The 26577-nt window shown below is 33.8% G+C and carries 18 protein-coding genes and 5 tRNA genes; 21 read left to right on the forward strand and 2 right to left on the reverse strand.

Features of this window, described 5'->3' with window-relative positions:
• The first annotated feature begins 17 nt into the window (after nucleotides 1-17).
• The 20 genes from KIK00_RS21015 to KIK00_RS21110 all read left to right on the forward strand — a co-directional run bounded on the left by KIK00_RS21015 (nucleotide 18) and on the right by KIK00_RS21110 (nucleotide 19650).
• Nucleotides 18-485, forward strand: a complete 468-nt coding sequence (locus KIK00_RS21015) for a hypothetical protein (protein WP_255814221.1) — start codon at nucleotides 18-20, stop codon at nucleotides 483-485.
• A 2-nt stretch (nucleotides 486-487) separates the two neighbouring features.
• Nucleotides 488-1663: a cysteine desulfurase family protein gene (locus tag KIK00_RS21020; RefSeq protein ID WP_255814222.1), complete on the forward strand. Its 1176-nt coding sequence runs from the start codon at nucleotides 488-490 to the stop codon at nucleotides 1661-1663.
• Between the two features lie 83 nt (nucleotides 1664-1746).
• Entirely contained in the window at nucleotides 1747-2064 is a 318-nt protein-coding gene (gene trxA, locus KIK00_RS21025; protein WP_027374941.1) for a thioredoxin, read from the forward strand.
• A 124-nt stretch (nucleotides 2065-2188) separates the two neighbouring features.
• Nucleotides 2189-2262, forward strand: a tRNA-Asp gene (locus KIK00_RS21030).
• Nucleotides 2263-2294: 32 nt separating this feature from the next.
• Nucleotides 2295-2368: transfer RNA gene (locus tag KIK00_RS21035), tRNA-Asp, on the forward strand.
• Between the two features lie 33 nt (nucleotides 2369-2401).
• Nucleotides 2402-2475 (forward strand) — tRNA-Asp (locus KIK00_RS21040).
• A 32-nt stretch (nucleotides 2476-2507) separates the two neighbouring features.
• Nucleotides 2508-2581: transfer RNA gene (locus KIK00_RS21045), tRNA-Asp, on the forward strand.
• Nucleotides 2582-2901: 320 nt separating this feature from the next.
• Nucleotides 2902-4824 (forward strand): nucleoside-diphosphate sugar epimerase/dehydratase, encoded by a 1923-nt coding sequence (locus tag KIK00_RS21050; protein ID WP_255814223.1) that lies wholly within the window; start codon nucleotides 2902-2904, stop codon nucleotides 4822-4824.
• Nucleotides 4825-5170: 346 nt separating this feature from the next.
• Nucleotides 5171-5866, forward strand: a complete 696-nt coding sequence (locus KIK00_RS21055) for a polysaccharide biosynthesis/export family protein (protein ID WP_255814224.1) — start codon at nucleotides 5171-5173, stop codon at nucleotides 5864-5866.
• A 3-nt stretch (nucleotides 5867-5869) separates the two neighbouring features.
• Nucleotides 5870-8209, forward strand: coding sequence for a polysaccharide biosynthesis tyrosine autokinase (locus KIK00_RS21060; RefSeq protein WP_255814225.1), 2340 nt, complete (start codon nucleotides 5870-5872; stop codon nucleotides 8207-8209).
• A gap of 2 nt (nucleotides 8210-8211) precedes the next feature.
• Entirely contained in the window at nucleotides 8212-9180 is a 969-nt protein-coding gene (locus KIK00_RS21065) for an SDR family oxidoreductase (RefSeq protein ID WP_255814226.1), read from the forward strand.
• 22 nt (nucleotides 9181-9202) lie between these two features.
• Nucleotides 9203-10495 (forward strand): nucleotide sugar dehydrogenase, encoded by a 1293-nt coding sequence (locus KIK00_RS21070; protein WP_304664983.1) that lies wholly within the window; start codon nucleotides 9203-9205, stop codon nucleotides 10493-10495.
• A 38-nt stretch (nucleotides 10496-10533) separates the two neighbouring features.
• A complete protein-coding gene (locus KIK00_RS21075; protein ID WP_255814227.1) occupies nucleotides 10534-11943 on the forward strand; it encodes a lipopolysaccharide biosynthesis protein in 1410 nt (469 codons plus the stop codon).
• 2 nt (nucleotides 11944-11945) lie between these two features.
• Nucleotides 11946-12941, forward strand: a complete 996-nt coding sequence (locus KIK00_RS21080; protein ID WP_255814228.1) for a polysaccharide pyruvyl transferase family protein — start codon at nucleotides 11946-11948, stop codon at nucleotides 12939-12941.
• Nucleotides 12931-13950 (forward strand): glycosyltransferase family 2 protein, encoded by a 1020-nt coding sequence (locus KIK00_RS21085; RefSeq protein WP_255814229.1) that lies wholly within the window; start codon nucleotides 12931-12933, stop codon nucleotides 13948-13950. Before KIK00_RS21080 ends, KIK00_RS21085 begins: the two co-directional genes overlap by 11 nt.
• Complete coding sequence (locus tag KIK00_RS21090; protein ID WP_255814230.1) at nucleotides 13928-15241, forward strand: O-antigen ligase family protein; 1314 nt, start codon at nucleotides 13928-13930, stop codon at nucleotides 15239-15241. Before KIK00_RS21085 ends, KIK00_RS21090 begins: the two co-directional genes overlap by 23 nt.
• A complete protein-coding gene (locus KIK00_RS21095; RefSeq protein ID WP_255814231.1) occupies nucleotides 15216-16301 on the forward strand; it encodes a glycosyltransferase in 1086 nt (361 codons plus the stop codon). Before KIK00_RS21090 ends, KIK00_RS21095 begins: the two co-directional genes overlap by 26 nt.
• A complete protein-coding gene (locus KIK00_RS21100) occupies nucleotides 16298-17404 on the forward strand; it encodes a right-handed parallel beta-helix repeat-containing protein (protein ID WP_255814232.1) in 1107 nt (368 codons plus the stop codon). Before KIK00_RS21095 ends, KIK00_RS21100 begins: the two co-directional genes overlap by 4 nt.
• 669 nt (nucleotides 17405-18073) lie before the next feature.
• Nucleotides 18074-19258, forward strand: coding sequence for a glycosyltransferase family 4 protein (locus tag KIK00_RS21105; RefSeq protein WP_255814233.1), 1185 nt, complete (start codon nucleotides 18074-18076; stop codon nucleotides 19256-19258).
• Between the two features lie 318 nt (nucleotides 19259-19576).
• A tRNA-Asp gene (locus tag KIK00_RS21110) sits at nucleotides 19577-19650 on the forward strand.
• Nucleotides 19651-19803: 153 nt separating this feature from the next.
• Here the strand turns inward: KIK00_RS21110 and KIK00_RS21115 are convergent.
• Entirely contained in the window at nucleotides 19804-24504 is a 4701-nt protein-coding gene (locus KIK00_RS21115; protein ID WP_255814234.1) for a T9SS type A sorting domain-containing protein, read from the reverse strand.
• Nucleotides 24505-24988: 484 nt separating this feature from the next.
• Between KIK00_RS21115 and KIK00_RS21120 the strand changes: the two genes are divergently transcribed.
• Nucleotides 24989-25315: a helix-turn-helix domain-containing protein gene (locus KIK00_RS21120; RefSeq protein ID WP_255814235.1), complete on the forward strand. Its 327-nt coding sequence runs from the start codon at nucleotides 24989-24991 to the stop codon at nucleotides 25313-25315.
• A gap of 77 nt (nucleotides 25316-25392) precedes the next feature.
• Here the strand turns inward: KIK00_RS21120 and KIK00_RS21125 are convergent, their stop codons facing one another.
• Complete coding sequence (locus KIK00_RS21125; RefSeq protein WP_255814236.1) at nucleotides 25393-26574, reverse strand: phosphatidylinositol-specific phospholipase C domain-containing protein; 1182 nt, start codon at nucleotides 26572-26574, stop codon at nucleotides 25393-25395.
• Between the last annotated feature and the right edge of the window lie 3 nt (nucleotides 26575-26577).

The raw sequence follows: 26577 nt of genomic DNA on the forward strand, positions 1-26577 counted from the left end.
AGATAAAATTGTAAAAAATGAAAAGCCTGTTAATTGCATGTGCAGTAATATTTATGAGCTGTGCAAGCACTTCACCTCAGAAGTCTTCTGCCATGCAGGGAAATACTGAACTCCTTGTTTCTGAATCTCAGGGAGGAACTGATAAACCTGGCTTTAGGATAATTAAAGACGAAAAAGAGTTTCGTAATATTATCAGAGGAAGTTTTGGCATTGTAGACCTTGGAAAAGAATCTTATATCAAATACCCTCAATTTCCGAAAAATAAAAAAGTTGTTATATACAATTTGGGAACCTTCAGATCAGGAAGTCACAAAGTTGAAGAAATCAAAAGTGTATCTGTAAAAAATCAGATTCTTTATGTAGAAGTTCCGGCCGGAGAGCCTTCCGGTGGAATGGAAATTCAGGTGATCTCCAGTCCATGGTTTATTTTTACTGTTCCCACAGATTACAAATTTACCTCTGTAGAATTAAAATATTCAAAATAATAATGGATAAAGTATATTTAGATAATGCCGCAACCACTCCGCTTGCAGAAGAAGTTATAGATGCAATGGTGGGTACTATGAAGATGAATTTCGGAAACCCGTCTTCAACGCACAGCTTTGGCCAGGAAGCAAAAATACTTATTGAAAATGTAAGAAGACAGGTTGCAGACTATCTTCATGTAACTCCAGCTGAAATCATTTTCACTTCCTGTGGAACCGAATCCAACAATATGATCATCAAATCCTCGGTAGAACACCTTGGAGTAGAAAGAATCATCAGTTCTCCTCTGGAACATAAATGTGTTTCTGAAAGTATTCTGGACATGAAAAACAGAAAAGGAGTAGAAGTAAACTACATCCGTCCGAATGAAAAAGGAGATATTGATCTTACAAAATTAGAAGAGCTTTTAAAAGCATCAGATAAAAAAACACTGGTAAGCTTAATGCATGCCAATAACGAAATCGGAAATATAATTGATCTTAAAAAGGTTGCCCAATTATGCAAAGAGCATAATGCGCTTTTCCATTCGGATACCGTACAGACAATGGCTCATATGAACCTTGACTTCTCAGATATCCCTGTAGATTTTGCATCCTGTAGTGCCCACAAATTTCATGGACCAAAAGGAGCTGGATTTGCATTTATCAGAAAAGCAACAGGTTTAAAAGGAATTATTACCGGAGGACCTCAGGAAAGAAGCCTTAGAGCCGGAACAGAAAATGTCAGTGGTATTGTAGGACTGGGTAAAGCGTTAGAACTTTCTCTGAATCATATGGATGAATATACCAACCATATGCAGGATATTAAAAATTATGCAATTGAAAGACTTTCTGCCGAAATTGAAGGAATTAAGTTCAACGGAAGAAGTGCAGAGAAGGAAAACAGTCTTTATACAGTTTTAAGTGCTTTATTACCTTATAAAAATCCATTGATAGGACTTCAGCTGGATATGAAAGGAATTGCAATCTCTCAGGGAAGTGCGTGTTCATCAGGAGCTTCAAAACCTTCAATGGTTATGATGATGGTGCTTTCTGAAGACGAAATGGATCATTGTACACCATTGCGTATCTCTTTCAGCCATATGACAACCAAAACGGATATTGATACATTAGTGAATGCTTTAAAAGAAATTTCCAGCGACTACACTATAGAAAAAACTAATGTTGAGCATAGATAGTCTTATGCTTTAAAAATCGTAATTTTGAACATCCAAATAGAGGATTAAAGAAAATAATATTAATTAAAATAAAAGAAACAAAAATGGCTTTAGAAATTACAGACAGCTCATTTCAGGATACGGTTTTAAAATCTGACAAACCGGTATTAGTAGACTTTTGGGCAGTATGGTGTGGACCATGCAGAACTTTAGGACCAATCATCGAAGAAGTAGCATCAGATTTTGAAGGTAAAGCAGTAGTTGGAAAAGTAGATGTAGACAACAACCAAGAGATTTCTATGCAATATGGTATTAGAAATATCCCTACAGTTCTTATTTTTAAGAACGGGGAAGTGGTAGATAAATTAGTAGGTGTAGCTCCAAAAGAGGTAATCGCTGAAAAATTAAGCGCTCACTTATAAAAAAATAAGTTTGATAATGAATGCCTTCCAGTATTGGGAGGCATTTTTTCTAAAATAATTTGCAGATAACAAAAAAAGGTGTAATTTTGCAACCACGAAAAAGAAACGACGTTCTTTAAAAATTGATCCGGTAGTTCAGCTGGTTAGAATGCCGCCCTGTCACGGCGGAGGTCGCGGGTTCGAGTCCCGTCCGGATCGCAGAAGTTTTCTCAATTTCTTTTAAAAAAATTGATCCGGTAGTTCAGCTGGTTAGAATGCCGCCCTGTCACGGCGGAGGTCGCGGGTTCGAGTCCCGTCCGGATCGCAGAAGTTTTCTCAATTTCTTTTAAAAAAAATTGATCCGGTAGTTCAGCTGGTTAGAATGCCGCCCTGTCACGGCGGAGGTCGCGGGTTCGAGTCCCGTCCGGATCGCAGAAGTTTTCTCAATTTCTTTTAAAAAAATTGATCCGGTAGTTCAGCTGGTTAGAATGCCGCCCTGTCACGGCGGAGGTCGCGGGTTCGAGTCCCGTCCGGATCGCAACTGCAATATGAAAGTAGTATAAAATACTGTAAAATATATGTTTTACAGTATTTTTTTTGTTTTGTGTGTATTTCAAAAAGTGAGAAACTGATCAGGTACAAAAGTTGGACGGAAAATAATATCCGTATATCACGGTTGGTCTACGGGGCTTTTTAATAGTTTGGTTTTTGAAATTTTGTTTCAAAATGTTAATTTATATTTTAAATAAAAATTAACATGTAGTACTAAAAATATTAATAATAATTATTACCTTCGCCCAATAATAAAAGCCACTGAGTGTTGAATTAATGAAAATGATATTTTAGGTTTATTTGTATATGGGGGATATTTTTAAAATCAGGGAGTTAAGGTATATACCCAGATGGTCGGTTTTTTTTATCGACATTTCAGTTATTTTCTTTTCTGTTTTAGTTTCATATTTGTTCTTAAAAAGTCTGGAGGTAAAACTGAACTTTATTGAGTACCAAAATGAAAAAGTATTTTCAGTAATTATTGTTAATATCCTGTTTATACTCCTGTTCAAAACGTATGCAGGAATCATAAGACATTCTACTTTTTTAGATTTTTGTAAAATTTTGTGGTCTTCCGGTAGTGCTCTTATTACATTATTGGTACTGAATTTTATATCTGGACTGGTGTTGGATAAGCCTCTTTTTTTATATCCGGGTCTGTTTTTATTTTTCTTTATTTCTATTTTTCTGATGTTCTTTTTCAGAATAATAACCAAACAGTTTTTCAGTTTACTTATGGATACTAAAGATACTTCATCCAAAGAAAGAATTGCTGTTGTAGGAATAGGTGATGCTTCTGTTTCGTTAGCGAATGCTATTATTCATAACCCCGATTATCCTTATCAGCTGGCTGGATTTCTTAGTACCAGATCAGATTCTAAAAAAGCAATGCTGCTAGGTCATAAAATTTATAATAAAAAGCAGTTTCTTAAAAGCGATAATCTGAGAGAACGGTTTGATGCGGTTTTAATCAAGGATAGGATGACGAAACGGGAAATGGAAGAATGGACGACCCTCGCATTGGATAATGGATTGAAGGTATTAAAAGCCCCCATAGCCAGCATAATAAAAGAAGATGATGTTGTAAAAGGTATCCGTCCACTTAAGATTGAAGATTTACTTAATCGTCCGGCTATTAAAATAGAAGGGGAAGAGGTGAGGAGTTTTCATGTTAACAAAACTATTTTAGTAACCGGAGGTGCCGGGTCTATAGGAAGCGAAATTGTAAGACAGGTTGCACAATTGAATTCATCGCTTATTGTGGTAGTTGATCAGGCAGAATCTCCTTTATATGAGCTGCAGCTTGAATTATTGGAGAAATTCCCGAACCAAAGATTCAAATTTGTATTGGCGGATATTTCAAACTACTCCAGGATGGAAAAACTGTTTGATGATCATCAGTTTTCAATTGTCTATCATGCGGCTGCGTATAAGCATGTTCCTTTAATAGAAGATAATCCGCATGAAGCTATTTTTGTAAACATCGGAGGAACTAAAAATTTAGCTCTCCTATCGAAAAAATATAGTGTAAATCGTTTTGTGATGGTATCCACAGATAAAGCTGTAAACCCAACCAACGTAATGGGAGCTTCTAAAAGAGCAGCTGAACTTTTTGTACAATCTTTACAAAATTCTTCGGAGAATACAACAAAATTTATTACAACACGTTTTGGAAATGTACTAGGCTCCAACGGTTCTGTAATACCGCATTTCAGAAAACAAATTGAAAAAGGAGGCCCGGTTACGATTACTCATCCTGATATTATTCGTTATTTTATGACGATTCCGGAAGCCTGTGAATTGGTACTTCAGGCAGGAACAATGGGAGAAGGGGGTGAGATTTATGTTTTTGATATGGGCAAACCCGTCAAAATTTTGGATTTAGCAGAAAGAATGATAAAACTATCAGGATATACACCAGGTATTGATATTAAAATTGATTTTATAGGCTTGCGACCTGGTGAAAAATTATATGAAGAACTTCTAACAGATCATTCTACGACTATTCCTACACACCATGAAAAAATTATGATATCCAGAGATCCAGTGATGGAGTTTGAAGATATAGAAGCTTTGTGTCAACAAATTATTATGTCGGCAGTGAACAAGAATAGTTTACAAATTGTGAAAATCTTAAAAGTCATTGTGCCGGAATTTATAAGCAATAATTCAGAGTTTGAAGTTCTGGATAGAATAACTGAACGTGAAGTATATACGAATGGAATTTAAAAATGAAATAAATAAAATTTAATAGAAAGTAGTAATTTTAGCTGTTTTTGTTTTTAAACGGAATGAAAATTGCTAGAGAAAGAATTAATCTAAAACATATAAATTTAAAACACATTTCACATAAATAATATTCTAATAAATATAGAAAATATGTGAGGTTAACTTTCTTTCAAAAATTATTTTAATAAAATTGAAGTTAGCTCAAGTAGATTTTAGAACAATAACACAAGTAGATTTAGAATAAAAACATATGAATAAAACTATTATTGCGTATATAATATTGTTATCGGTTACTTTATTATCATGCAGACCGAAACAGAATATGATATATATATCAAAGCATAATATGGAAGAAGAAGTTGCAAAAGCAAAATTCCAGGGCTTACATATTCAGGAAGGTGATGTACTGCTGATTCTTGTATCTGCACTTGATGAAGCAGCGGTAAAACCTTTCAATCTCAATACGACAAATAAAGTAGGAAGCAATTCTAATACCGGAATAAATCAATACTCGCAGCCAAGTGAATATTTGGTAAATGAAGAAGGAAATATATACTTCCCTGTAATAGGAAATGTATATGCTAAAGGGATGACGCAGATACAGTTGAAACAAGACCTGGAGGCTCGACTTAAGAGATATCTTACAGATCCTATGGTGAGCATTACTCTAAAAAACTTCAATGTGAGTATCTTAGGTGAAGTAAAAAACCCTGGGCAGAAAGAAAGTGTCTCTCAAAAGATTAACATTTTTCAGGCATTAGGTTTAGCCGGTGATATGACAGATTTCGGAGATCGTACAAATGTAAAACTTATCCGTACAGGAGATGATGGGACTGACCAGATTGCTAATATCGACCTTACCAGATCCGATATCGTGAGTTCACCATACTATTATATGAAACAAAATGACATATTATATGTACAGCCGGACAACAATAAACAGGTTCAGGCTAACTCGAACCCAAACAGAGCTCTTACATTCCAGATTATTGGTGCATTATTAACAGCAGGTACGCTTATTATTGCTTTAACACGAAAATAAAATATGCAGAAGATAGAATTTCAGGAAAAGGAAGACGGTTTGAACCTAAAAAAAGTTATCTCTCAGTACCTATATAAATGGCCGTGGTTTATTGCTTCTATTTTGGTTTTTGTAATAGGAGCCTACATTTATCTTAGATACAGTGTACCTCAGTATCAATCAACAACAGTCCTCAAATTTGATAAAAAACAAAGTAATCTTTCCTCAGCATTATCTGATCTGGAGAATCTAGGTATGGGTTTAGGCAATGCTGATGAACTGAAAAGTGAAGGAGCGGTAGTCACCTCACGGCCTATCCTCATGGAGGTTGTAAAAAATCTTAATCTCAGTGTAGAATATTTCAATACAGGAGAAATTAAAGATTCACAACTGTTTAGTAAAGTCCCTGTTATTGCAAAAATATTATCATATAATAATAATGAGAATTTTATATTCTCTGAATATACGATGATAGATTTAAAGGGAGATCAGTTTACGCTTCAGGATAAAAAAAAAGAGACCTTTAAAGGCAAATTTAATACTCCTATAAGTCTGGATTTTGGGAGTGTGGTATTTCAGAGAAATCCTGCTATTGCTTTTAAATCAAAATATAAAATAGTTTTTTGGAATCCCATTGAGAAAGTAAAAAAATTAGAAAAAAAGATAGAGGTAAATTTACCAGATGAAAAAGCCATGCTAATGGAGATTAACCTGATAGGAACTCTTCCTGAAAAATCGGAAGCTATTCTTAATGAGGTGACCAGGCAGTATAATCTGGATGGGCAGAAAGATAAAAACTTACAAGCTCAGAATACTCAGGAATTCATCGATAAAAGACTGGAAGTAATTACCAAAGATCTTTCCGGGGTAGAAAATCAAAAAGAAGATTTTGAGAACCGTAATCGTATTGTAGACATTCAGGCACAGGCAGAACTGGCACTACAGAATACAAGTGATAATACCAAAGTTCTCCTTCAGCAGCAGGCCCAGCTGGATCTTCTGAACTCCCTTTCAGGAGAGGCTTCAAAAGGCAATAACCAGCTTATGCCATCCAACCTTGGGCTAAATCCTTCACTGGAACAATCGATTTCTCAATATAATTCGTTGATTATCAGCAGGAATAAAACCCTTAAACAGGCAACCAATGAAAACCCTGCTGTTATAGAAATGAACAGGGAAATTGCTTCTTTAAAGGAAGTAATCCGTGATAATATCCGTGAGCAGAAGCAAACGGTGCAGACTGGTATTTCTCAGCTGCAGAACCAGATCAATACTAATAATAGTATGATTGAAAAAGTTCCCGGACAGTCTAAAGTCTATAGAGGAATTGAACGTCAGCAAAACCTTAAAGAACAGTTGTTTTTATTTCTCCTTCAAAAAAGAGAAGAAAATGCAATCAATCTGTCGGTAAATGTACCGAAAGCTAAAATTGTAAACCCTGCATTTACAGAAGATATACCTGTATCCCCTAAAAAAGATATTATCTTTTTAGGAGCAGTATTGCTTGGTTTATTATTTCCATTTGCTGTTTTATACTTCGCTTTCATGCTGGATGATAAGATTTATACCAGAGATGATATTAAAGAACGTTCAGAATTGGGGGTATTGGTAGATATACCTTCACTTAAGGATAATGAAAATCATTTGATACAGAAAAACGATTTTTCTGAGTTGGCTGAAGCTTTCAGAGTTCTTGTTTCTAACCTTAAATTTGTTTTACCTGTAAAAGATTCTGCTAAGGTAATTATGGTAACTTCTTCGGTAAAAGGAGAAGGGAAGACCCTGGTTTCTGTGAATCTGGCGCTTACCATTGCCAATAAAAATTCAAGGGCGCTTTTGATAGGTTCAGATATTCGTAACCCTCAGATCCAGCGATATGACAGTGAACCAACCAAAAGAAAAGGTCTTACAGAATATTTATATGATAATTCCGTAAACGTGGAAGAACTTATCCATACATCTACTACCAACCCTTCATGTGATGTCATTTATGCCGGAGCAATTCCTCCTAACCCTCAGGAACTGCTTTCTAACGGAAGATATCAAAAACTTATTGCGGAGATGTCTTCTCAATATGCTTATATTATTATAGACTCTGCACCGCTGATGCTGGTTTCAGATACTCTTAGCATTGTTGATACAGCAGATGCAACATTATATGTAGTAAGATCCGGAGTATCAAGAAATATTTTGATAGATTTTGCTAATGACCTGGTGAAAGACTCTAAGTTGAATAATGTATCTTTTGTCGTTAATGATGTTTCAAAACGTGCAGGAGGTTACGGATATAACTATAGCTATGGATATGGCTACAGCCAAACAAATGATAAAAAAAGTTGGTGGAGTAAAATTTTCAAATCATAAAAATGAATAAAATTTTAATTACAGGTGGAGCGGGTTTTATTGGCTCTAACTTAACGGAGTATTTTTTAAATAAAGGCTATTATGTAGTGTGCTTAGACAATTTTGCAACAGGACACCGCCATAATATTGAACCTTTCCTTGAAAATCCAAACTATAAACTCATTGAAGGGGACATCCGTGATTTGGAAGTTTGTCAGAAGGCAGTGGAAAATGTAGATTATATTCTGCATCAGGCTGCACTCGGCTCAGTTCCAAGATCTATTAAAGATCCTATTACAAGTAACGATGTGAATGTTTCAGGATTTTTAAATATGCTGATTGCTGCACGCGATGCCAACGTAAAGCGTTTCGTATATGCCGCCTCCTCATCCACATATGGTGATTCTGCATCATTACCCAAAGTAGAAGATGTTATCGGAAGACCATTATCTCCATACGCTATTACCAAATATGTCAATGAATTGTATGCAGATGTATTCGGAAAAACTTACGGAATGGAATGCATCGGTCTGAGGTATTTTAATGTATTTGGAAGGAGACAGGATCCCAACGGAGCTTATGCTGCCGTGATTCCTTTATTTATAAAACAGTTGATTAATCATGAGTCACCGAAAATTAATGGTACAGGTGATTATTCCCGTGATTTTACATACATAGACAATGTAATTCAGATGAATGAGCTGGCCATGCTTACTGAAAATCCGGATGCGGTAAATACAGTTTATAATACAGCAGTGGGTGATCGTACAACATTGAATGATCTTATAGGGTATCTAAAAAAATATCTTAGCGAATTTGATGGAGAGATTGCCAACATTGATGCTGTTCATGGTCCAAACCGTGTAGGAGATATTCCACATTCACTGGCATCAGTTGAAAAAGCAGAAAAATTGTTAGGATATAAACCTAGCCATAATATAGATAAAGGTTTAGAAGAAGCTATTACCTGGTATTGGACAAATTTAAAGTAAACATTTTTTTAATTGAATCTTTATGAAGAAAGAACATAAAATTGCCATTATAGGATTAGGATATGTAGGTTTGCCTTTAGCCAGGTTGTTTGCCACACAATATCCGGTTGTAGGTTTTGATATTAATCAGAAAAGAATTGCGGAATTAAACACAGGGGTAGACAGTACTCTGGAAGTGGAAAACGAAGTATTGGAATCTGTATTAATTCAGAATAATCCTTTTAATCAGGATGCTGCAAAAGGATTGTATTGTTCAGCGGATATCAAGGATATTCAGGATGCAGATATTTACGTTATTACTGTTCCTACTCCGGTGGATCAGCATAACCGTCCTGACCTTACTCCACTGTATAAAGCCTCAGAAACTGTAGGAAAAGTATTGTCCAAAGGTGATATAGTGATTTACGAATCTACCGTATATCCCGGAGCTACTGAAGAAGAATGTATTCCTGTTCTGGAAAAAGTTTCAGGAATGGTATTTAACCAGGACTTCTTTGCAGGATATTCTCCTGAACGTATTAATCCCGGTGATAAAGAGCATACTGTTGAAAAAATCTTAAAAGTTACCTCGGGCTCAACACCTGAAATCGGGGAAATAGTAAATAAATTATATCAGTCCGTAATCATTGCGGGGACTCATTTAGCTCCAACAATCAAGGTTGCAGAAGCTGCTAAAGTAATTGAAAATTCCCAAAGGGATATTAATATTGCCTTTGTAAACGAATTGGCAAAAATATTCAATCTTTTAGATATTGACACTCATGCAGTATTGGAAGCAGCAGGAACCAAATGGAACTTTTTACCCTTCAAACCGGGGCTGGTAGGGGGACACTGCATTGGTGTAGACCCATATTATCTGGCTCAGAAAGCTCAGGAAAAAGGATATCATCCGGAAATTATATTAGCAGGACGCCGTCTTAATGATTCCATGGGACAGTATGTAGCTTCTCAGTTATTGAAAACTATGATTAAAAACAAGGTGACCATTAATGGTGCCACAGTTTTGAATTTAGGAATAACTTTTAAAGAAAATTGCCCGGATGTGCGTAATACAAAAGCAGTAGATGTGATTCATGGGCTTGAAGACTATGCTTTACAGGTTACAACTTTTGATCCATGGGCTAATCCTGATGAAGTAAAACACGAATATGGATTAGAGGTCGTGAATGAAATTCCACAGGAAAAATATGATGCTATTATCCTTACCGTTGCACATAAACAATTCAATGATCTGGATTTGAAAAATCATTTAAAAGAAAATGGAATAATTTATGACGTAAAAGGAATCTTAGAAGAAAGTCATTCAAGATTATAAATAAATATGAACGAAAATAAATATTTATTACTATAATAATGAATAGCAATACTTTAATAAAAAGTACATTAATATATACAATTGGTAATTTTGGATCTAAGATTTTATCTTTTCTATTAATTCCTATTTATTCCTACTACCTTTCCAGAAAAGAATTAGGAGAATATGACTTAGTGTTAACAAGTGTCAATTTATTAGTTCCTTTTGTCTCTTTGCAGATGAATGAGGCAATTTATCGCTGGTTTCTGGACAAAGAAAACGAAAAAGAAAATTATATTGATAATATATTTAAGCAATGTAGTATTTTATTATTGATTTCCTTTATCAGCTTTGAACTATTGCTTTACCTGGCTGGGCTTTTCTATCATATTCCTTATCAGAAAGAATTGTCACTGCTGATTATAAGCTCATGTTTATTGCCCTTTTTTCAGCAAATATTAAGAGGGTTAGGATTAACGAGATACTATTCATTTATAGGAATTATAAATAGCTTTTTTATATTTTCTTTTAGTTTACTTTTCTTACTGACGGATATATTTCATGATAAGGTACAGGGTATCTTTTATGCACTTTTTATCAGTAATTTTATTGCAATTTTATTGATGTTGTTTAAAGTAAGCTTTCTGTTTAAGAAATATGTTAGTATAAAAATAAACTATTCATTACAAAAGCAGATTCTATTTTATTCGCTCCCATTAATATTGAATTCCATAAGCTGGTGGGTTATTAATGCATCAGATAGATATATTATTTTAAAATTTTTAACAATAGAAGATAATGGTATTTATGCTGTTTCTGCAAGGTTGCCCGCTATTCTGACTATTTTCAATACTGTATTTATGCTGGCCTGGCAGGATATGGCAATCTCTGGGAATGATCCTAATAATCCTTTTTTTTCAAAGCTTTTTAATAAATATATCGCTGTAAATATTGGCTTATCAACCATTTTAATAGCAGCTACTCCATTAATTACGGAAGTTCTGTTTGATTCAAAATTTTATGAATCCTGGAAATATGCCACCCTTCTGTATATTGGCTCCTGCTTTTCGTCGATCTCAGGTTTTTTAGGTGCTATTTACCTGAAAACCAAATCAACGAAAGGGATTTTTATTACAAGTATGATCGGAGCATTGATAAACGTATTTATTTCAATGGCTTTTATTAAGTATATTGGTCTTTATGCACCTGCTTTAGGTACATTTGTCAGCTTCTTTGTTATGTTTGTTATAAGATACAGACAGACTGCTGAGATTTTGAAATTAGATATAGATATTAAGTCTTTCATCATACAGATGCTGGTAGTTTTTAGTATAATTATCCTGTTATACTTAAACAGTAGTCATTTAATTTCAATACCATTAACGGTATTGTCCTTATTACTGTTCGGTTATTTTAATAAAGATATTTTTAAAAAGGTCTTTAATAAATTAAATTCTCTAAAAAAATAAATATGAATTCCAATAAAGAAAATATAAGACAATTAAAAAATATAATATCTACTCGGCTTACTCCACTCATTGATAATGATTTTATTCTGTTAGATATACCTAATCATAGAAATATTGGAGATTCTTTAATTTGGAAAGGAGAATTAGAATTTTTTAAAACATTAGCGCATAAATGTATTGGGCAGTACAACAGATATACTTTCAAAAAAAGCGATATAAAATCTGAAAAGACAATTATTCTGCTGCACGGAGGAGGAAACTTTGGTGATATATATGAATCAAGTCAAAGTTTTAAAAGATACATTATTGAAAATTTTCCTAACAACAGGATTATTGTTTTACCTCAAACGGTACATTACAATAGAGAAGAAAACCTAAAAAGAGATTTTGCTATTTTCAATGCTCATCGTGATCTTTATGTATTAGTAAGAGATCTGCCTTCATATGATACTTTAAAAGCCAATTTTAATGAAAAAAAATTAAAATTAGCACCGGATATGGCTTTCTTTTTAGATTTTGATGCTGATATTAGAACCAGTTCTCCGGAAACAAGAAAGAACTTATATCTGAACAGAACCGATGCAGAAGCAAGTAAAGATTCTTTTCAAAATGTTATTGAAGGTGAATATGATATAAAAGATTGGCCTACTTACAATTCTTCTTCAAAAAGAATGAATACCATCACCAATTATGTAGAAGCTCTGGACGGTAAGCTTTCAAAAGTCATCAAGTATTTGCCCGCCTCTTCTTTAATAATTGATAATGCTTATGGATTAAAAAAGAAGAATGGAATGGATCTGCATATCAATCGTGGAAAGGAGTTTATTAATCAATATCATAAAGTATATACAACGCGTTTGCATGGCTTAATCCTTAGTATCTTATTGGATAAAGAGGTTGTTATCTTGGATAACGTTTATGGAAAAAGTAAAAATTTTTACGATGCATGGCTGAAGAATTTTAATAATGTTAAACTTTATGTAAAGAATGAATCCTAAAATTTCGGTAATTTTACCTGCATATAATGCTGAACAGTATCTTAGAACAGCAGTAGACAGTATACTTGCACAAAGTTTTAAAGACTTTGAATTGTTGGTTATTAATGATGGTTCCACAGATTTTACAAAAGAAATCATATTAAGCTATAATGATGAAAGGATAAGATACATTGAAAATGAAAAGAATTTAGGATTAATAGATACTTTGAATAAAGGGATCTTATTATCAAAAGGTGAATATATTGCCAGAATGGATGCCGATGATATATGCCATTCATCCCGTTTTCAAATGCAGATAGATTTCATGGAGAAAAATCCGGAATATATTATCTGCAGCTCATCCAGAAAGGAATTTGCCCATTCTATTTCTCATTTTCATCTAAGTGTACTTCCAGTTGATGATACATCAATTAGAATACATTCAATTTTCAGTACACCTTTTACCCATCCGGCAGTGATGTTCAGGGCTGGTATTATTAAAGAGAATAATCTTTTTTTTGAGAAGGATTATAAGTATGCTGAAGATTATCAATTGTGGATCAAAATTTTACAATATGGTAAGGGATACAATTTTAGAATGCCTTTGTTGTATTATAGAGATACACCCAATAGCCAAACCAATATTGGAGCTGGCCAGATAGAACAGAGAAAGAGAACAATATCCAATATTCAGCAGCTGGCTTTACAGCAGCAGAATATAGTTTTAAATCAAAAAGAATTAGATTTTATTTATATTCTGTCTTTATCGGATAAGATTAGAAATATCAGTTTTGAAGACTTTTCAGTGGATTTCATTCTTTCCTTTTTTAAGAAACTGTCTTTAGAACTAAAATCAAATTACCCGAATAATGAATTCAATGTTAATCGTGTTTTAGGTAAAAGATATCTTAAAATTTTATTATTTAACTTAAAAAGGTTACCATTTACCCATGTAATGAAGTTAGCATTGAGTAAATCAACTTTTTTTGGAATATATGAATTGATAAATGAAAAGATTGGAAATAAATAATACTATAGATAAATTCACAAAATCTGATTACCTTATAGGTACGTCAATATGTTTTGTGATTTCAATATTATATATGTTTAATTTAAACCAGATTGTAGTAGGCGGTTTATCTATTCTATTATTTCTTTTTTACTTTAATCGTATACGTAAGAGGGCTACCATTAATGAAGCATTTACTATTTGTTTAATATTAACTTTACCATTCAGCTTCAGCCCTTTGGTGGGAAGCAGCTTCTTCAGCCTTTTTATTATTATTCAGTTTTTATTTATCTGTGTATTACTTGTAAGTAACTTTTCTTCAAAAAAGAACCAGCTCATTCAAGTTCTAGGGCTTGGATTATTGTTGTTTTGTTTGGGTGTCTATTTTTTTAATCAGTCCAATTATCCGAAAATTTTGGTCGAAACATTGATAAAAACACTGTTATTCTTATTAATAATTATAGTAGCGTTGATCAAGTTGAAAATATCCAAATTAACTGTTTTGTCGATGATGAGGTTTTATGTTTTTGCGGGATCCGTAGCAGGTTTAATGGTATTAATCCAATATCTGTCTTTTAAACTCCTGGGAATAAATTATCTGGGTGTTCAGAATCAATTTGGTACGTCCAGAACAGGGTTTGCCGGTCTTTTTTATGATTACAGTATTTCATCGATCTATTTGTCAAGTGTTTCTTTAATTTTATGTTTTGGATTATTGACTAAGCAATATTTCATTAATTATAAATGGAGTATCATTTTGTTGTTTTTTACTATTGGAACCAGTGTATTAACCTCTGGAAGATCCGGTATAGCAGCTCTTTTTATTGCCATTTTTTTTCTGCTTATATACCTGAGGAATATAAAAGTAATTGTGATATCATTAATTGCAGGCTTTCCCCTGGTTAAGACCATATTATATATTTATTCTTTAAACAGAACAACTAATTTGTCTAATGATTCCGGACGTCTAGACAATTATTTGAATGCCCTAAATTATTTTTATAAAAACTTCTGGTTTGGTGCCAGGTTTTTGGGTTTTAGCGAGACTTCAAAATCTATGTTGCCCCATAATTTTATTTTAGATTTTCTGGTGCAGTATGGTATCGTTTTTACCTTGCTGCTATTATTATTTGTAATTGTTGTATGGTTTAAAGGCTTAAAAAAGCAGCCAATTTTGTTTTTCCTTTTTTTATTAATGCTTGTTGGAGGAAACTTTCATGCATCATTTATAAATACACATTATATCATTATTCCACTTATTCTAATTATCGGAACACTCAATAATAATGAAAGTATATCATATCATAAATAGTTTAAGGTTTGGCGGTGCTGAAAGATTAGTAGTTGACCTTTGCGCAGAATTATCTGAAAGAGGGTCAGACGAAATACATTTGCTATTATTAGACGATATTGATACTTCTCTAAAAAAAGAAGTAGAAAGTAACGGAAAAATAAAAATTGAAGTAATTCCTTCAAAAAGCCTATATGACATTAGGATACCTTTTTTTATCAATAGAGTAGTGGCAGATGCAGATATTATTCATTTGCATTTATTTCCAACATTATATTGGGGGGTATTGTACAAGCTCTTCTTTTCCGGAAAACAGAAAGTAGTATTTACTGAACATAGTACCGAAAATAACAGAAGATCTAAGTGGTATTTAAAAAGGATAGAAAAATTTATTTACTCCAAATTAAATTCTATTATCTGTATTTCAGAATCCACAGAAAAAAATCTTATTCAGCATTTAGGATCTGAATTTAAAGCAAAGATGAAGGTCATAAATAATGGAGTCAACCTGAGTAGGTTTTATAATTCAAAAGCCTATTCCCGGACTGCGTATAATTTATCTGACGAAGATTTCTTATTAATTCAGGTAGCAAGTTTCAGAGCTGCAAAAGACCAGCCTACCCTGATCAGAGCACTAGCATTGTTACCTTCTTATGTAAAAACGATGTTCGTAGGAGATGGGCCGGAATTAGAAAACTGTAAAGAACTCGTGAAAAACAATGGATTGGAAAGTAGAGCCTTTTTTTTAGGTAATCAGGCCAATATCGCCGAACTTATCAAAATGAGCGATGTAGTAGTTGTATCATCACATTATGAAGGGTTTGGTATCGTAGCAGTAGAAGGTATGGCTTGTAATAAGCCTGTGGTTGCCTCCAATGTACCGGGTCTTTCAGAAGTCGTTTCAGAGTATGGAATATTATTTGATAGAGGAAAAGAGGAGGATTTAGCTGATATAATTAAAAAATTACACTCAAATTCATCTTTTTATAACACAACTGCCGAAAAATGTTTTTCCAGATCAACAAATTTCTCTATTGAAGAAATTGCCAAATATTATCGTGAAATATATTATACATTATGAGAAGCTTATTAATTTTTTTACTTATAGTTAATCTATCATGTGCGCAGGGGAAATTTAGTTATAAAGATGTTCCTGATGCTTATATTAAAAAAGCTGAAGTCACTTCATCTTTCAATAATTTAAAAGCAACTTCTTTTGAAGTTGTAAAACTTCTTCCCAAGAATTACAAAAAGGACGGATCAGAAGATTACACAGCATATATTCAAAAAGCAATCAATGAAAATACAACGGTTTTATTACCCAATTTTCCTGTTTTAATCAATGATAAGGGACTTCAACTCAAGGATAATTCTACTTTGTTATTTGATGATAAATCTCAATTAAATTTGAAAGCATCGAGCAACCAGGGATATGCCATGATTGATATTACAGGAAAGAAAAATGTCAGTATATATAACCCTAATATTATAGGAGACAGATCTGTTCATATGGGAAAAACAGGAGAATGGGGTATGGGAATAAATATTAAAGATGCCGTAAATGTTAAAATCTATAATCCTGTAATCAAAGACTGTTGGGGAGATGGTATCTATATAGGAGGAAATGGTTTCTCCAATAATATTTCTGTAATAGGAGGTCTTATTGATAATAACCGAAGAAACGGAATTTCTGTTATAAGCGGCGACAATATTTTGCTGCAGAATTTAGTAGTTTCAAATACGAATGGAGCTAATCCTAAAACGGGTATAGATATAGAACCTAATACTCCGGATAACAAAAAAGTAAATATTTCATTAAAATCAATTATAACATATAATAACGAGGTGAGCGGGCTTGCCTTTTATTTAGCCAGACTAAGAGGGGATAGTGACGCAAACAACGTTAATGTAGTTATTGAAAATTATAAGGATTTTTATTCCAAAAGTGGAATTTCCTATTCTAATCAGAAAAATGATTCTAAAAAGAAACTGATGGGGAATATTGTTTTTTCAGGTATTGACTTAAAATACAACAAAGTGCCTTTTAATTTCTTATATAAGAATTCATCCCTAGATAATATTAATTTGAAGGTAACTGATTTTAAATCAGATCATAAAGATAATAAAGGAATAGTAACTGATTTACAAAAATTTTCTCAACAAAAGATAAAATACAATCAATAATTGCTTTTACTTTGAAATAAATAAGGGTAATGTGTAAAATATATTTATTCTATAAATAATAATAATTTTTCCCAAAAAAGTGATAATGGAAGGGTTTTTGCTTATGTTATTATTGCTGAAAAAAAATACTTAAAAAAATTGAAATGAAAATTTTTAATATTCCTGGAAATATTAAAAATGTAATGAAATTGCTTATGAAACTTGAAAACTGAAATATTCTGTATAATAAATAAAAATTTTATTTTCTTTAATTTTAATGATGTTAAAGAAATAGTAAATTAAAATATTAATTAAATCAATCATCTAATCAAATTTATATCATGTAGAATACATGACATAAAGGTATTCAATTACCAATAAATAGCCGGCGAAGATGTGAGAATGATGCACATTTATCTCTGCCACAAAAAGCTATTAAATCTCAAAAAACACTTATACAAATAGGAGAATTAATGATTTTCCTTAATAGAATGATGCAATGTCAATTCAAAACTAAGTTCAGTTTGAAACAAGTTTTGGATTAGCAGGGATTCATAAAAATTTATGTTGTTTTTTTAAAAATCACAAATAAGAGAAATAAAAATAAATGAGTAAAAACACCAACACACAAAAGATTTATGAAAAATTTATTAATTAGTTCTAGGTTTTATAGAAATAATAATAAAAAAAATGGAAGAGTTGAAAACTAAATTGGTACGAATTACAACAGTGCCGCTTTCTTTAAAAATTCTACTGAAAGGGCAGCATCGGTTTATGTCAGAACATTTTGATGTAATAGGAGTTTCATCACCCGGTAAGGAGCTTGATGAAGTGAAAAAGGATGAAGAAATAGACGTAATAGCGATTGATATGTCTCGTAAGATTACCCCCATTAAAGATATCAAATCTTTATGGAGTACTTATCGATTTTTAAGAAAAGAGAAACCACAAATTGTTCATACCCATACTCCTAAAGCTGGTATTGTAGGTATGTTGGCAGCAAGAATGGCAGGGGTTCCCCATAGACTGCATACGGTAGCAGGATTACCATTGATGGAAGTAACAGGGGTGAAACGTCAGGTTTTAGATCTTGTTGAAAAATTAACCTATGCTTCCGCAACGCAGGTGTACCCAAACTCAAAAGGGCTGTCTGATTATATCATCAAGCACAAATATGCAGACAAATACAAGCTGAAAGTAATCGGAAATGGTTCATCAAACGGAATTGATACTTCATTTTTTTCACCCGAACAAGTTTCAGAAGATAAGAAAACGCTTCTAAAAAAAGAATTAAAAATAGAAGACACAGATTTCGTTTTTGTGTTTGTAGGACGTTTGGTGGGAGACAAAGGAATTAATGAACTGATAAAAGCATTTTCTGCTTTAAATAACCAAGAAAATCAGCAGCGTTCAAAATTATTATTGGTAGGGCCTCTGGAACAAGAGCTGGATCCTCTATATCCGGAAACATTAAATGAAATTGAAAATAACCCGGATATTGTCTCCGTAGGTTTTCAGAAAGATGTCCGTCCTTATTTTGCGATTTCTGATGCACTGGTTTTCCCTAGTTATCGTGAGGGTTTCCCGAATGTGGTGATGCAGGCTGGAGCAATGGAATTGCCAAGTATAGTTTCTGATATTAATGGATGCAACGAAATCATTGTAGAAAATCAGAATGGAGTAATTGTTCCTGTAAAAGACAGTGAAAGTCTTAGAGAAGAAATGGAGAAAATGATCTTAGACAAAGATTATTACCAGGCATTAAAAATGAATGCACGACCGATGATTGAAGATAGATTCGAGCAGTCTGTGATCTGGAATGCCATATTAAGCGAATATAAAAAACTGATTAAAGAAAGGGAGTTTCGTGCATAGAGTGTAAGTTGGGATTGATTCAATTTTTTTTGCACTTTCATGATGGGAAAACATTCGTTTAATACCATTTTGGGTTCATCATCTTAGAATTGAATAGGTAAATAAATATTTTTAAAGTAGGTATATCTGATTTTTTTTAATTTGATAATCTGTATCTTAACAAACGCCTGAAAAGAAAAGGATAGGGTTTCTTTGGAAAAACTAAAAAAAGCTATATATTTGCGCCAGTTAAAAAAAACAAACACTCTTTAATTTGTTTATAAAAGAACCTTATTTAAGATCTGCTAAACATGAAAAAGTTTTGTATATTTACTTTAAGATCCGGTAGTTCAGCTGGTTAGAATGCCGCCCTGTCACGGCGGAGGTCGCGGGTTCGAGTCCCGTCCGGATCGCAAAAAGTCTTCTAGAAATAGAAGACTTTTTTTGTTTATTCCTTTTGGAAAAATTGGGATCATCGAAAAGGAAAGAGCTTATATATTTGAATATAAATAAAAATGGCCGGAAGAAATTCCGGTCATCATTGCTTTAAAGTAATGTGTTATAATTTACCTTTTAATAATTTTTACAATAGTTTCAGAATTGTTAATTCTTACAAGATAAGCTCCGGTCAATAATGAAGTAATATCTGTTTGTTTATTGATAAATTTACCTTCTTTCATCAGCTGTCCGGACATATTATAAATCTGATAATAATAATCCTTATCATCTTTTGCTTCAATATACAGGATATCTTTTACAGGATTAGGATATAAAACAAGCTTATCATCTTTTACTTTTTCCTCGATAGCCGTTTTACTGAAAGCCGTTCTGGCCTGAAGACCTGTGTTTGGTGTTACAGGAATACCTGGCAACGGTCCTCTTGGTGTATCGCTATCTTCCTGTTTTACACATCTGCAGCTCATTGCTGCAAAAGGATCAATATCAGCATTTTTCACCATAATTCTGGAAAAATTATCAAAAGACATATAAGTAGCTCTGCCTGTCAATTCCCCATTTAAATTAGCATACCAGATTCCACCTGATAGAGAGCCAATGCTAGAATAAGGGAATGTAATTGCCGGATCAGGATACATTACGCTTCTGCCACCCTTTGTAAGACTTTTCGGATAATTTCCTACATTATATAAACTATTATTAAATACAAATCCTACCGTTTTACCATAAGTGCTGGCGAGATTACTATAAATAGTTGATCCATAGTAACCAGGTTCTGAATTACCTACAATTTGACCAGATTTTACTGCACCATTAGTATCTTTATACGCTGGAGTTTCAAAGTTTTCTTTAAAGCTCCAAGGGGTGGTTTTTATTGTAGAAGACCCACTAATAGGATGTTTATAAGTGGGACCTGTACCAGTCTCCGGTATTCTCCATCCATTCGGGCAAGGATCAAAAACAGATTTTTTATCACCTAATCCCCATCGTTCAGCATATAATCCATGATAGTTAGTATCAAACAGCCAGTCTGAAGCAAGATTATAATTAGCATAATTAGCTCCACGTGACGGATGCTTAACTGTTGGTACCATAAGCTTTAAAGGGTTTGCTGTAGAATATCCCAGAATTTTTTCTATTCTTACATCTATTTTATCATTGGCATTAATGCTGCTTTTATAAGTGTCATAATTTACCACATTCATTGAGTTATAGCTAGCCTCTGTAAAACTTGAATAGGTTACGATTCCATTATTGGTAGTACCCAGCAATATATTGTATTTAGTACCGTTTATATTATTAAATATAGGCAGAGGATCTTTTCTACCCCATTGATAGTGCAATCCTTGCGAGCGGTTAAGTTGATTAACATCATTTGCTACGCCTGGATTATAAGGACTTGGCATGACATCAACGGCTCCTAAATTCCTATCCATGATAGCTGTTTTCATGATAGTTCCTTTCTGAGTATAGTTTATATAATTATCAGTCGGGATTGGGGTATCATTTACATGGGTAAAAGAATTTACGGATGTATTGGTTACCCAAATGTGCCAACTCCAGTAAACAGGATTACTGATTGAACCATTATGTAGAGTAACTACTGCATTTCCAGACTGATTGGCGTTTATCTTCACATTGATATTGCCATCTTTGGAAGATGGATTATCCAGGGTCAATTGTGTTACCATAGCAGGATTATCTGTCCAAAGTATATTTGCTTTTAAATCATTAAAACTTGTAGTATCCAGAATTTGGGTATTACCTAAATAATTACTTTGTACAGAAAAAGCTTTACTCACCGGTATTGAAATTACCTTATCTGCTGTAGATTTTGTAATCATATAACTATTGGGATTATCTAATCCAACTTTATATGTTTCAGATTCACTAAAGAAAGTGGTTTTGAAGTCATAGTTATTTTTTACAAATAGCGGATCTTTAATACATCGGCATGCATGTGCATTATTAGTTGGATAATCATCAGATGGTTTGTAGCTGTATACACCATAAACATCCGGGTAATTAGTTTCATCAGGTTTGAAGCCATTCACTATCTGATCTGAAGATGGTATTAATCTTAATGCACTGGCTACTGAAGAATAACCGGAAACCGTAGTCATTGTTGAAGTCCACAAATAGGTTTCAAGCTGGTCTGTGAATCCTGCTTTAGTATGATATCTGGTATCTCCGCTTATTCCTCTTCCTATCCATCCGGTTCCTGGAAATATCCCGATATTGTTGCCTCCTACATTCGTCATATCAAAACCATATTGAGGATATATTTTGATACCGGCAAGATATGTTTTCAGATTAGATAATCCCGGGAAAATATTTGATCTGCCAAGATTTAAAGCTGAAAGCGGACTGTTTACTTTAGGCCCGAAAGGCGTAAAATCCATTCTTACATTTTTGGTTGATGATGCAACCAACACTGAAGGTAACCTCCATCCGTTAGGACAAGGATCAAAAGAAGATTTATTTCTGTAAGGTTGCGAAACTGTATAATCTACTGCCTGTATTCCCAGTGAATTATCAGACCATAAGTTCACTTTACTTAGTTCGTCAGTTTGTAACCCCGGTACCTGCCCAAACCAGTTGTAATAATAAGGAACCGTATTAATAGTGCCATATGTAGAAAGGGGAGAAGTGTTGGTACCATTGTCATTGACATAGATCAGACTCAGAGGATTTTTTACTGAAACTCTGATATTATCTGTTATGTTGGCTGTTGATTTATTGACAAACTTTATTAATTCATTAAAGTTTTTATAATCATTAAAAGGACTGTTGGTAAATCTTAACCTTGATATAGCGTCGTCATATACAATTTTTCCTAAGCTGCCGGTTATTTGATAGAAACTGGCATCATTATTTGTTAACGATGGAAAAGGGTCTTTTCTTCCCCACTGATATAACAATCCACCGCTTCTGTTCCATCCGGCTCCAGTTAAAGAATTCCCGATTGCACCAAGGTTCCTGTCCATCCATCCCCATTCGGAATTAGGAATAGTCTCTACAGTTCCGTCGCTTAATTGTCTTTTTACATCGTCATAGCTTTTATAGGTAGAGCCATTTGTTGGGTCATCTGTTACCCAAACGTGCCATGACCAGAAAACTTCACCATTTACCTTAAAAGCAACCAATGCATTTCCTTTTTTTACTTTATTGACAGGTACTTTTATTTTTGCATTTTCACCTGAATCTATAATATCCAAAGTATAATTTTCTTTAGATTTTATCAATCCCATATTGTCTTCCCATAAAACATCAGCTGTTACTGTTCCGGAAGGTACGTCGATACCTTTCATATAATTCCCGTTTCGCCACATTTCATAGGCTTTTTTTACAGGAATGTACAATCCGTCTACATTATTGCCATCCTTATCTTTACCTGTGAAAATATAGCTGTTGGGAGCTTTGGTCCAGTCTGCTATTGTATTGTCAGGCTGTGCTCCGGCATTGATTACAAAACAGTTGTTTGAGCAATCAGCTGAATCATATGCCGTTGAATTTCCAAAAATTCCTACGTATTTTATGAATTTTTTGATTTCAGCTTCTACTTCCGGAAGTGGTCTCATCGGTCCGTTCCAGTCAGCACGTACTTTTCTGTTTCTGATGGCTCCTATTCCATATAATGAAGCTTTAGGAGTATTGCTCAGAAAGAAATTTTCAGATCCGGGTCCTCTCTGTTTGTCATATAAAGGAGGGTAACCGAAATCATTCACTGTATTATAATTGCTTAATGCATTGACGGTGATATACTGTCCGGTAGATTTGTATACCCTGAAACCTGTTATTTCGCTTACAACAATAACTACAGGTTCTTGATCCGCAATAATGTCGGTCAGCTTCTCGTTGATGTAATTGTAAAGGTTGTAATACCTGTTAATTAAAGCATTAGGGTTTGTAAAATCCAAATATCCTCTGCCCCAGGGTTCTCCGCCCTCCTCAGGAGGTAAAAACCAGTTACTGAAGTTAATAAAGAAGCCCGAACTTGAAAACTTACCGGCAAATACATAAACAGGATCATGATAAGAAAACTCAAAAGGACTTGTGTCACTGCCCTGATAGATAAATTTCTGTGAGTTGGCAATCGTACCGAGATTGTTAGGATTTTCAATGTTGATGACAGGTGCATTGGCATTTGTGTTATCTAATGTACCGTTTGCATTGACTGATAAAACAATATCATCCAGTTTCTTCGTCAAATGCTGTGATTTTACCCTGTCTTTTACACCGGAAACAGTTCCGTTAGGATTAAATAATACCGTACCGCTTTTTTTGGGAGTGAAAAGGATTGTGTATTCATTTTCATCCAGCTCACAAGCTGTCGCAGTATAGTCTCCGAACTTGTAATGGCTCACTGCTTTATTCCATGTGATGTCTGAAAAGCTGTTGGTCTCTGAGCCTAGCTCAACTTTTAAATTGTATGTACTGTTTACAGAAGCGGGTAATTCAAATGTTGCATTAAGATTTTCATCATACTGATTGCTAGCATACAATGTTTTACACCACACACTGATCCATTCTCCCTGAGCATTCTGATATTTTACGGAAATCAGAATGTCACTGGTGGTGACAGGTTTGTGGAGCTGGCCGCTCATGACAACTGCTCCTTTTTCATTCACGTTTTGTGAAATTACAATTAAAGGATCCAGATCAAAATTGTAGGTTGTCACGGGGATGTTACTTCCCAAAATAATGGGGGCATTACGAAAATGCCAATCCGTATCACCTCTTGAAGAGGCATAAACGGATGCTGCTGAGCATAATACAGCCCAGATTGATAAGAAAGTTTTTTTTCTCATACGCATGTTTTTTAGATTAATATTTGATCCTATGAATAACTTGTATTCAAATTCTAAAGCATTTGAAGATTCCTCATTATAGATATAGAGGAAGTATAATAAAGCATATCTGCTTTAAAATTACAGTTGTATGAAAACCAAATGATTATTGCAGGTCTGTAGCGTGTGGTCTTGTAGTGGAATAGAGGCTGGTACAATAGGATTTATTGCAGCCCGGATTGGGGATAAAGATTTTTTTTTCATGTTTGTGTTTTAGGTTCTTAGTTTTTATAAAAAATAATGAATAATCAATTATACAGTTATGCAAATTTACAACCGGGGCAATCAAAAAGAAATATCATAAAATAAATATTATATTAATGAGAATTTTCTATTGGTTTTTTTGCGCTTTTTACAATGTTTTTAATAAATGTGGATGTAAAATTGTATTAATCTGTTAATAACTATTATTTTTGCAAATATACGATATTAAAAAAAACACACAATGAGTCAAAAAAATCTGACTAATAAAACTTCAGCTGAGGGTAGAGAAATATGCCCTGTCCAAAAGCTTTTAAAATCCATTTCAGGGAAATTGAAACCGGAAATACTGAATTTGGCAATTAAGTCAACTTTGCGTTTTAGTAGTTTGCTGCGTGAAATAGAAGGAGCTAATAAACAATCATTATCCATTGCATTGAGAGAATTGGAAGAAATGAATTTATTGGAGAGAGTGGTCATCAGGCAGAAGCCTTTACACGTAGAATATAATCTTACTAAAAAAGGAAAAGCATTGATTCCCATTTTTCAACAATTAGAAGGTCTCATATAAAAGTGGAACTTTAATTTGCTTTCAGATAAAATAGATATTAATTAACAAGCCGGTTCTACTCAGAACCGGCTTGTTAATTATTTGCACGAAGAATTTAAAGGATTGTTGATATAATCTTTCCCCTGAGGAGGTTGTACAAAATAAGGTGTTCCATAAGTATTTCCTGAGCGGAAAAAATCAGTGGAAATCACCTGGGCACCACTGCTGAAAGCTGCTTTAGAACGGGTGAAATCATTGGTTTTTGCTTCATAGGTTTCAATATCTGATCTGGTTCTGACTATAAAACCCTGCTTTACCAGATTCTGTATCTCTTTCTGTCTTACAATGGCGTTATCCCGTAGGATAAATCCTGCGAACGAATCATCAGGTTCACTGTTCAGGAACATGACTCTTTCTTTTAATGAACCATCTATCAGATAAGGATTGTTTTTTGAAGGTAAAGTTCCGGCACTTCCTGGAAGCAGCATAAAAATAAATTTTCCTTTGCTGTCATCCAGTTTAGGCCAGTTATTGTGGGTCACAGCTTCTTTGAGTGTATGGTATTTACCCTGAACCTCTTTAGGAGTGATGATCTTATCTTTGCCAAGGTATTTTACAATTTCTCCATCCAGATCATCATAGGCTGCTTTATCAAAAGGAAGGACTTTTGTGCTGTTTTCAAGAATTGGAAATCCTGAATCTTTTGCTTCAATCATCATAAAAACAGGAGAGTGCCCTGGATGCTGATCAGACCATGTTTTAAGAGCTGTAAGCGCATCTTTTAATGTCGGATAATGAGTTCTGAAATCGATATCTGCCATATGCAGTACTTTGAAACCCGGCTGATCCATACCTTTTGTATTGAAAGATGCCAAATCAGTGACTCTTTTGGCCTTTAATACCTCATACGTGGCAGGATGGCTGAATCTGCTGCCTTCCGGGTCATAATAGACGTCTATTTCCAAGCCTCTCAGATTGGCATTGAGCTGTTCTGTGAAGTCAGGATGATTATAATTCAATCCTTCTTTCAAGTCCATTCCGTAAGGATGGTACTCTTTAAATTTAGCTTTTTGCTCTTCAGACATCATACTGCTGTATTTCTGCATCATTCCGTTGATGATAGGAGTTACCAGATCCAGTACTTTAGGATCTGCCGGCTGGGCGTATGAATTATGAGTTCCTACAATCTGCAGTTGATTGATTCTTATATTCTGGCATTTATCCTGTGCCTGCAGCAGTGCTGTCATACAAAATGCAGCTCCATATATATACTTTTTCATATG

Source organism: Chryseobacterium sp. MA9 (genome assembly GCF_024399315.1).
Classification (GTDB): domain Bacteria; phylum Bacteroidota; class Bacteroidia; order Flavobacteriales; family Weeksellaceae; genus Chryseobacterium.

Coding starts and splice junctions, on each gene's coding strand:
- KIK00_RS21105 (WP_255814233.1), top strand. CDS start 18,074: ATGGAAGAGTTGAAAACTAAATTGGTACGAATTACAACAGTGCCGCTT.
- KIK00_RS21055 (WP_255814224.1), top strand. CDS start 5,171: ATGGAAGAAGAAGTTGCAAAAGCAAAATTCCAGGGCTTACATATTCAG.
- KIK00_RS21065 (WP_255814226.1), top strand. CDS start 8,212: ATGAATAAAATTTTAATTACAGGTGGAGCGGGTTTTATTGGCTCTAAC.
- KIK00_RS21070 (WP_304664983.1), top strand. CDS start 9,203: ATGAAGAAAGAACATAAAATTGCCATTATAGGATTAGGATATGTAGGT.
- KIK00_RS21090 (WP_255814230.1), top strand. CDS start 13,928: ATGAAAAGATTGGAAATAAATAATACTATAGATAAATTCACAAAATCT.
- KIK00_RS21075 (WP_255814227.1), top strand. CDS start 10,534: ATGAATAGCAATACTTTAATAAAAAGTACATTAATATATACAATTGGT.
- KIK00_RS21020 (WP_255814222.1), top strand. CDS start 488: ATGGATAAAGTATATTTAGATAATGCCGCAACCACTCCGCTTGCAGAA.
- KIK00_RS21115 (WP_255814234.1), bottom strand. CDS start 24,504: ATGAGAAAAAAAACTTTCTTATCAATCTGGGCTGTATTATGCTCAGCA.
- KIK00_RS21060 (WP_255814225.1), top strand. CDS start 5,870: ATGCAGAAGATAGAATTTCAGGAAAAGGAAGACGGTTTGAACCTAAAA.
- KIK00_RS21050 (WP_255814223.1), top strand. CDS start 2,902: ATGGGGGATATTTTTAAAATCAGGGAGTTAAGGTATATACCCAGATGG.
- KIK00_RS21120 (WP_255814235.1), top strand. CDS start 24,989: ATGAGTCAAAAAAATCTGACTAATAAAACTTCAGCTGAGGGTAGAGAA.
- KIK00_RS21015 (WP_255814221.1), top strand. CDS start 18: ATGAAAAGCCTGTTAATTGCATGTGCAGTAATATTTATGAGCTGTGCA.
- trxA (WP_027374941.1), top strand. CDS start 1,747: ATGGCTTTAGAAATTACAGACAGCTCATTTCAGGATACGGTTTTAAAA.
- KIK00_RS21095 (WP_255814231.1), top strand. CDS start 15,216: ATGAAAGTATATCATATCATAAATAGTTTAAGGTTTGGCGGTGCTGAA.
- KIK00_RS21100 (WP_255814232.1), top strand. CDS start 16,298: ATGAGAAGCTTATTAATTTTTTTACTTATAGTTAATCTATCATGTGCG.
- KIK00_RS21085 (WP_255814229.1), top strand. CDS start 12,931: ATGAATCCTAAAATTTCGGTAATTTTACCTGCATATAATGCTGAACAG.
- KIK00_RS21125 (WP_255814236.1), bottom strand. CDS start 26,574: ATGAAAAAGTATATATATGGAGCTGCATTTTGTATGACAGCACTGCTG.
- KIK00_RS21080 (WP_255814228.1), top strand. CDS start 11,946: ATGAATTCCAATAAAGAAAATATAAGACAATTAAAAAATATAATATCT.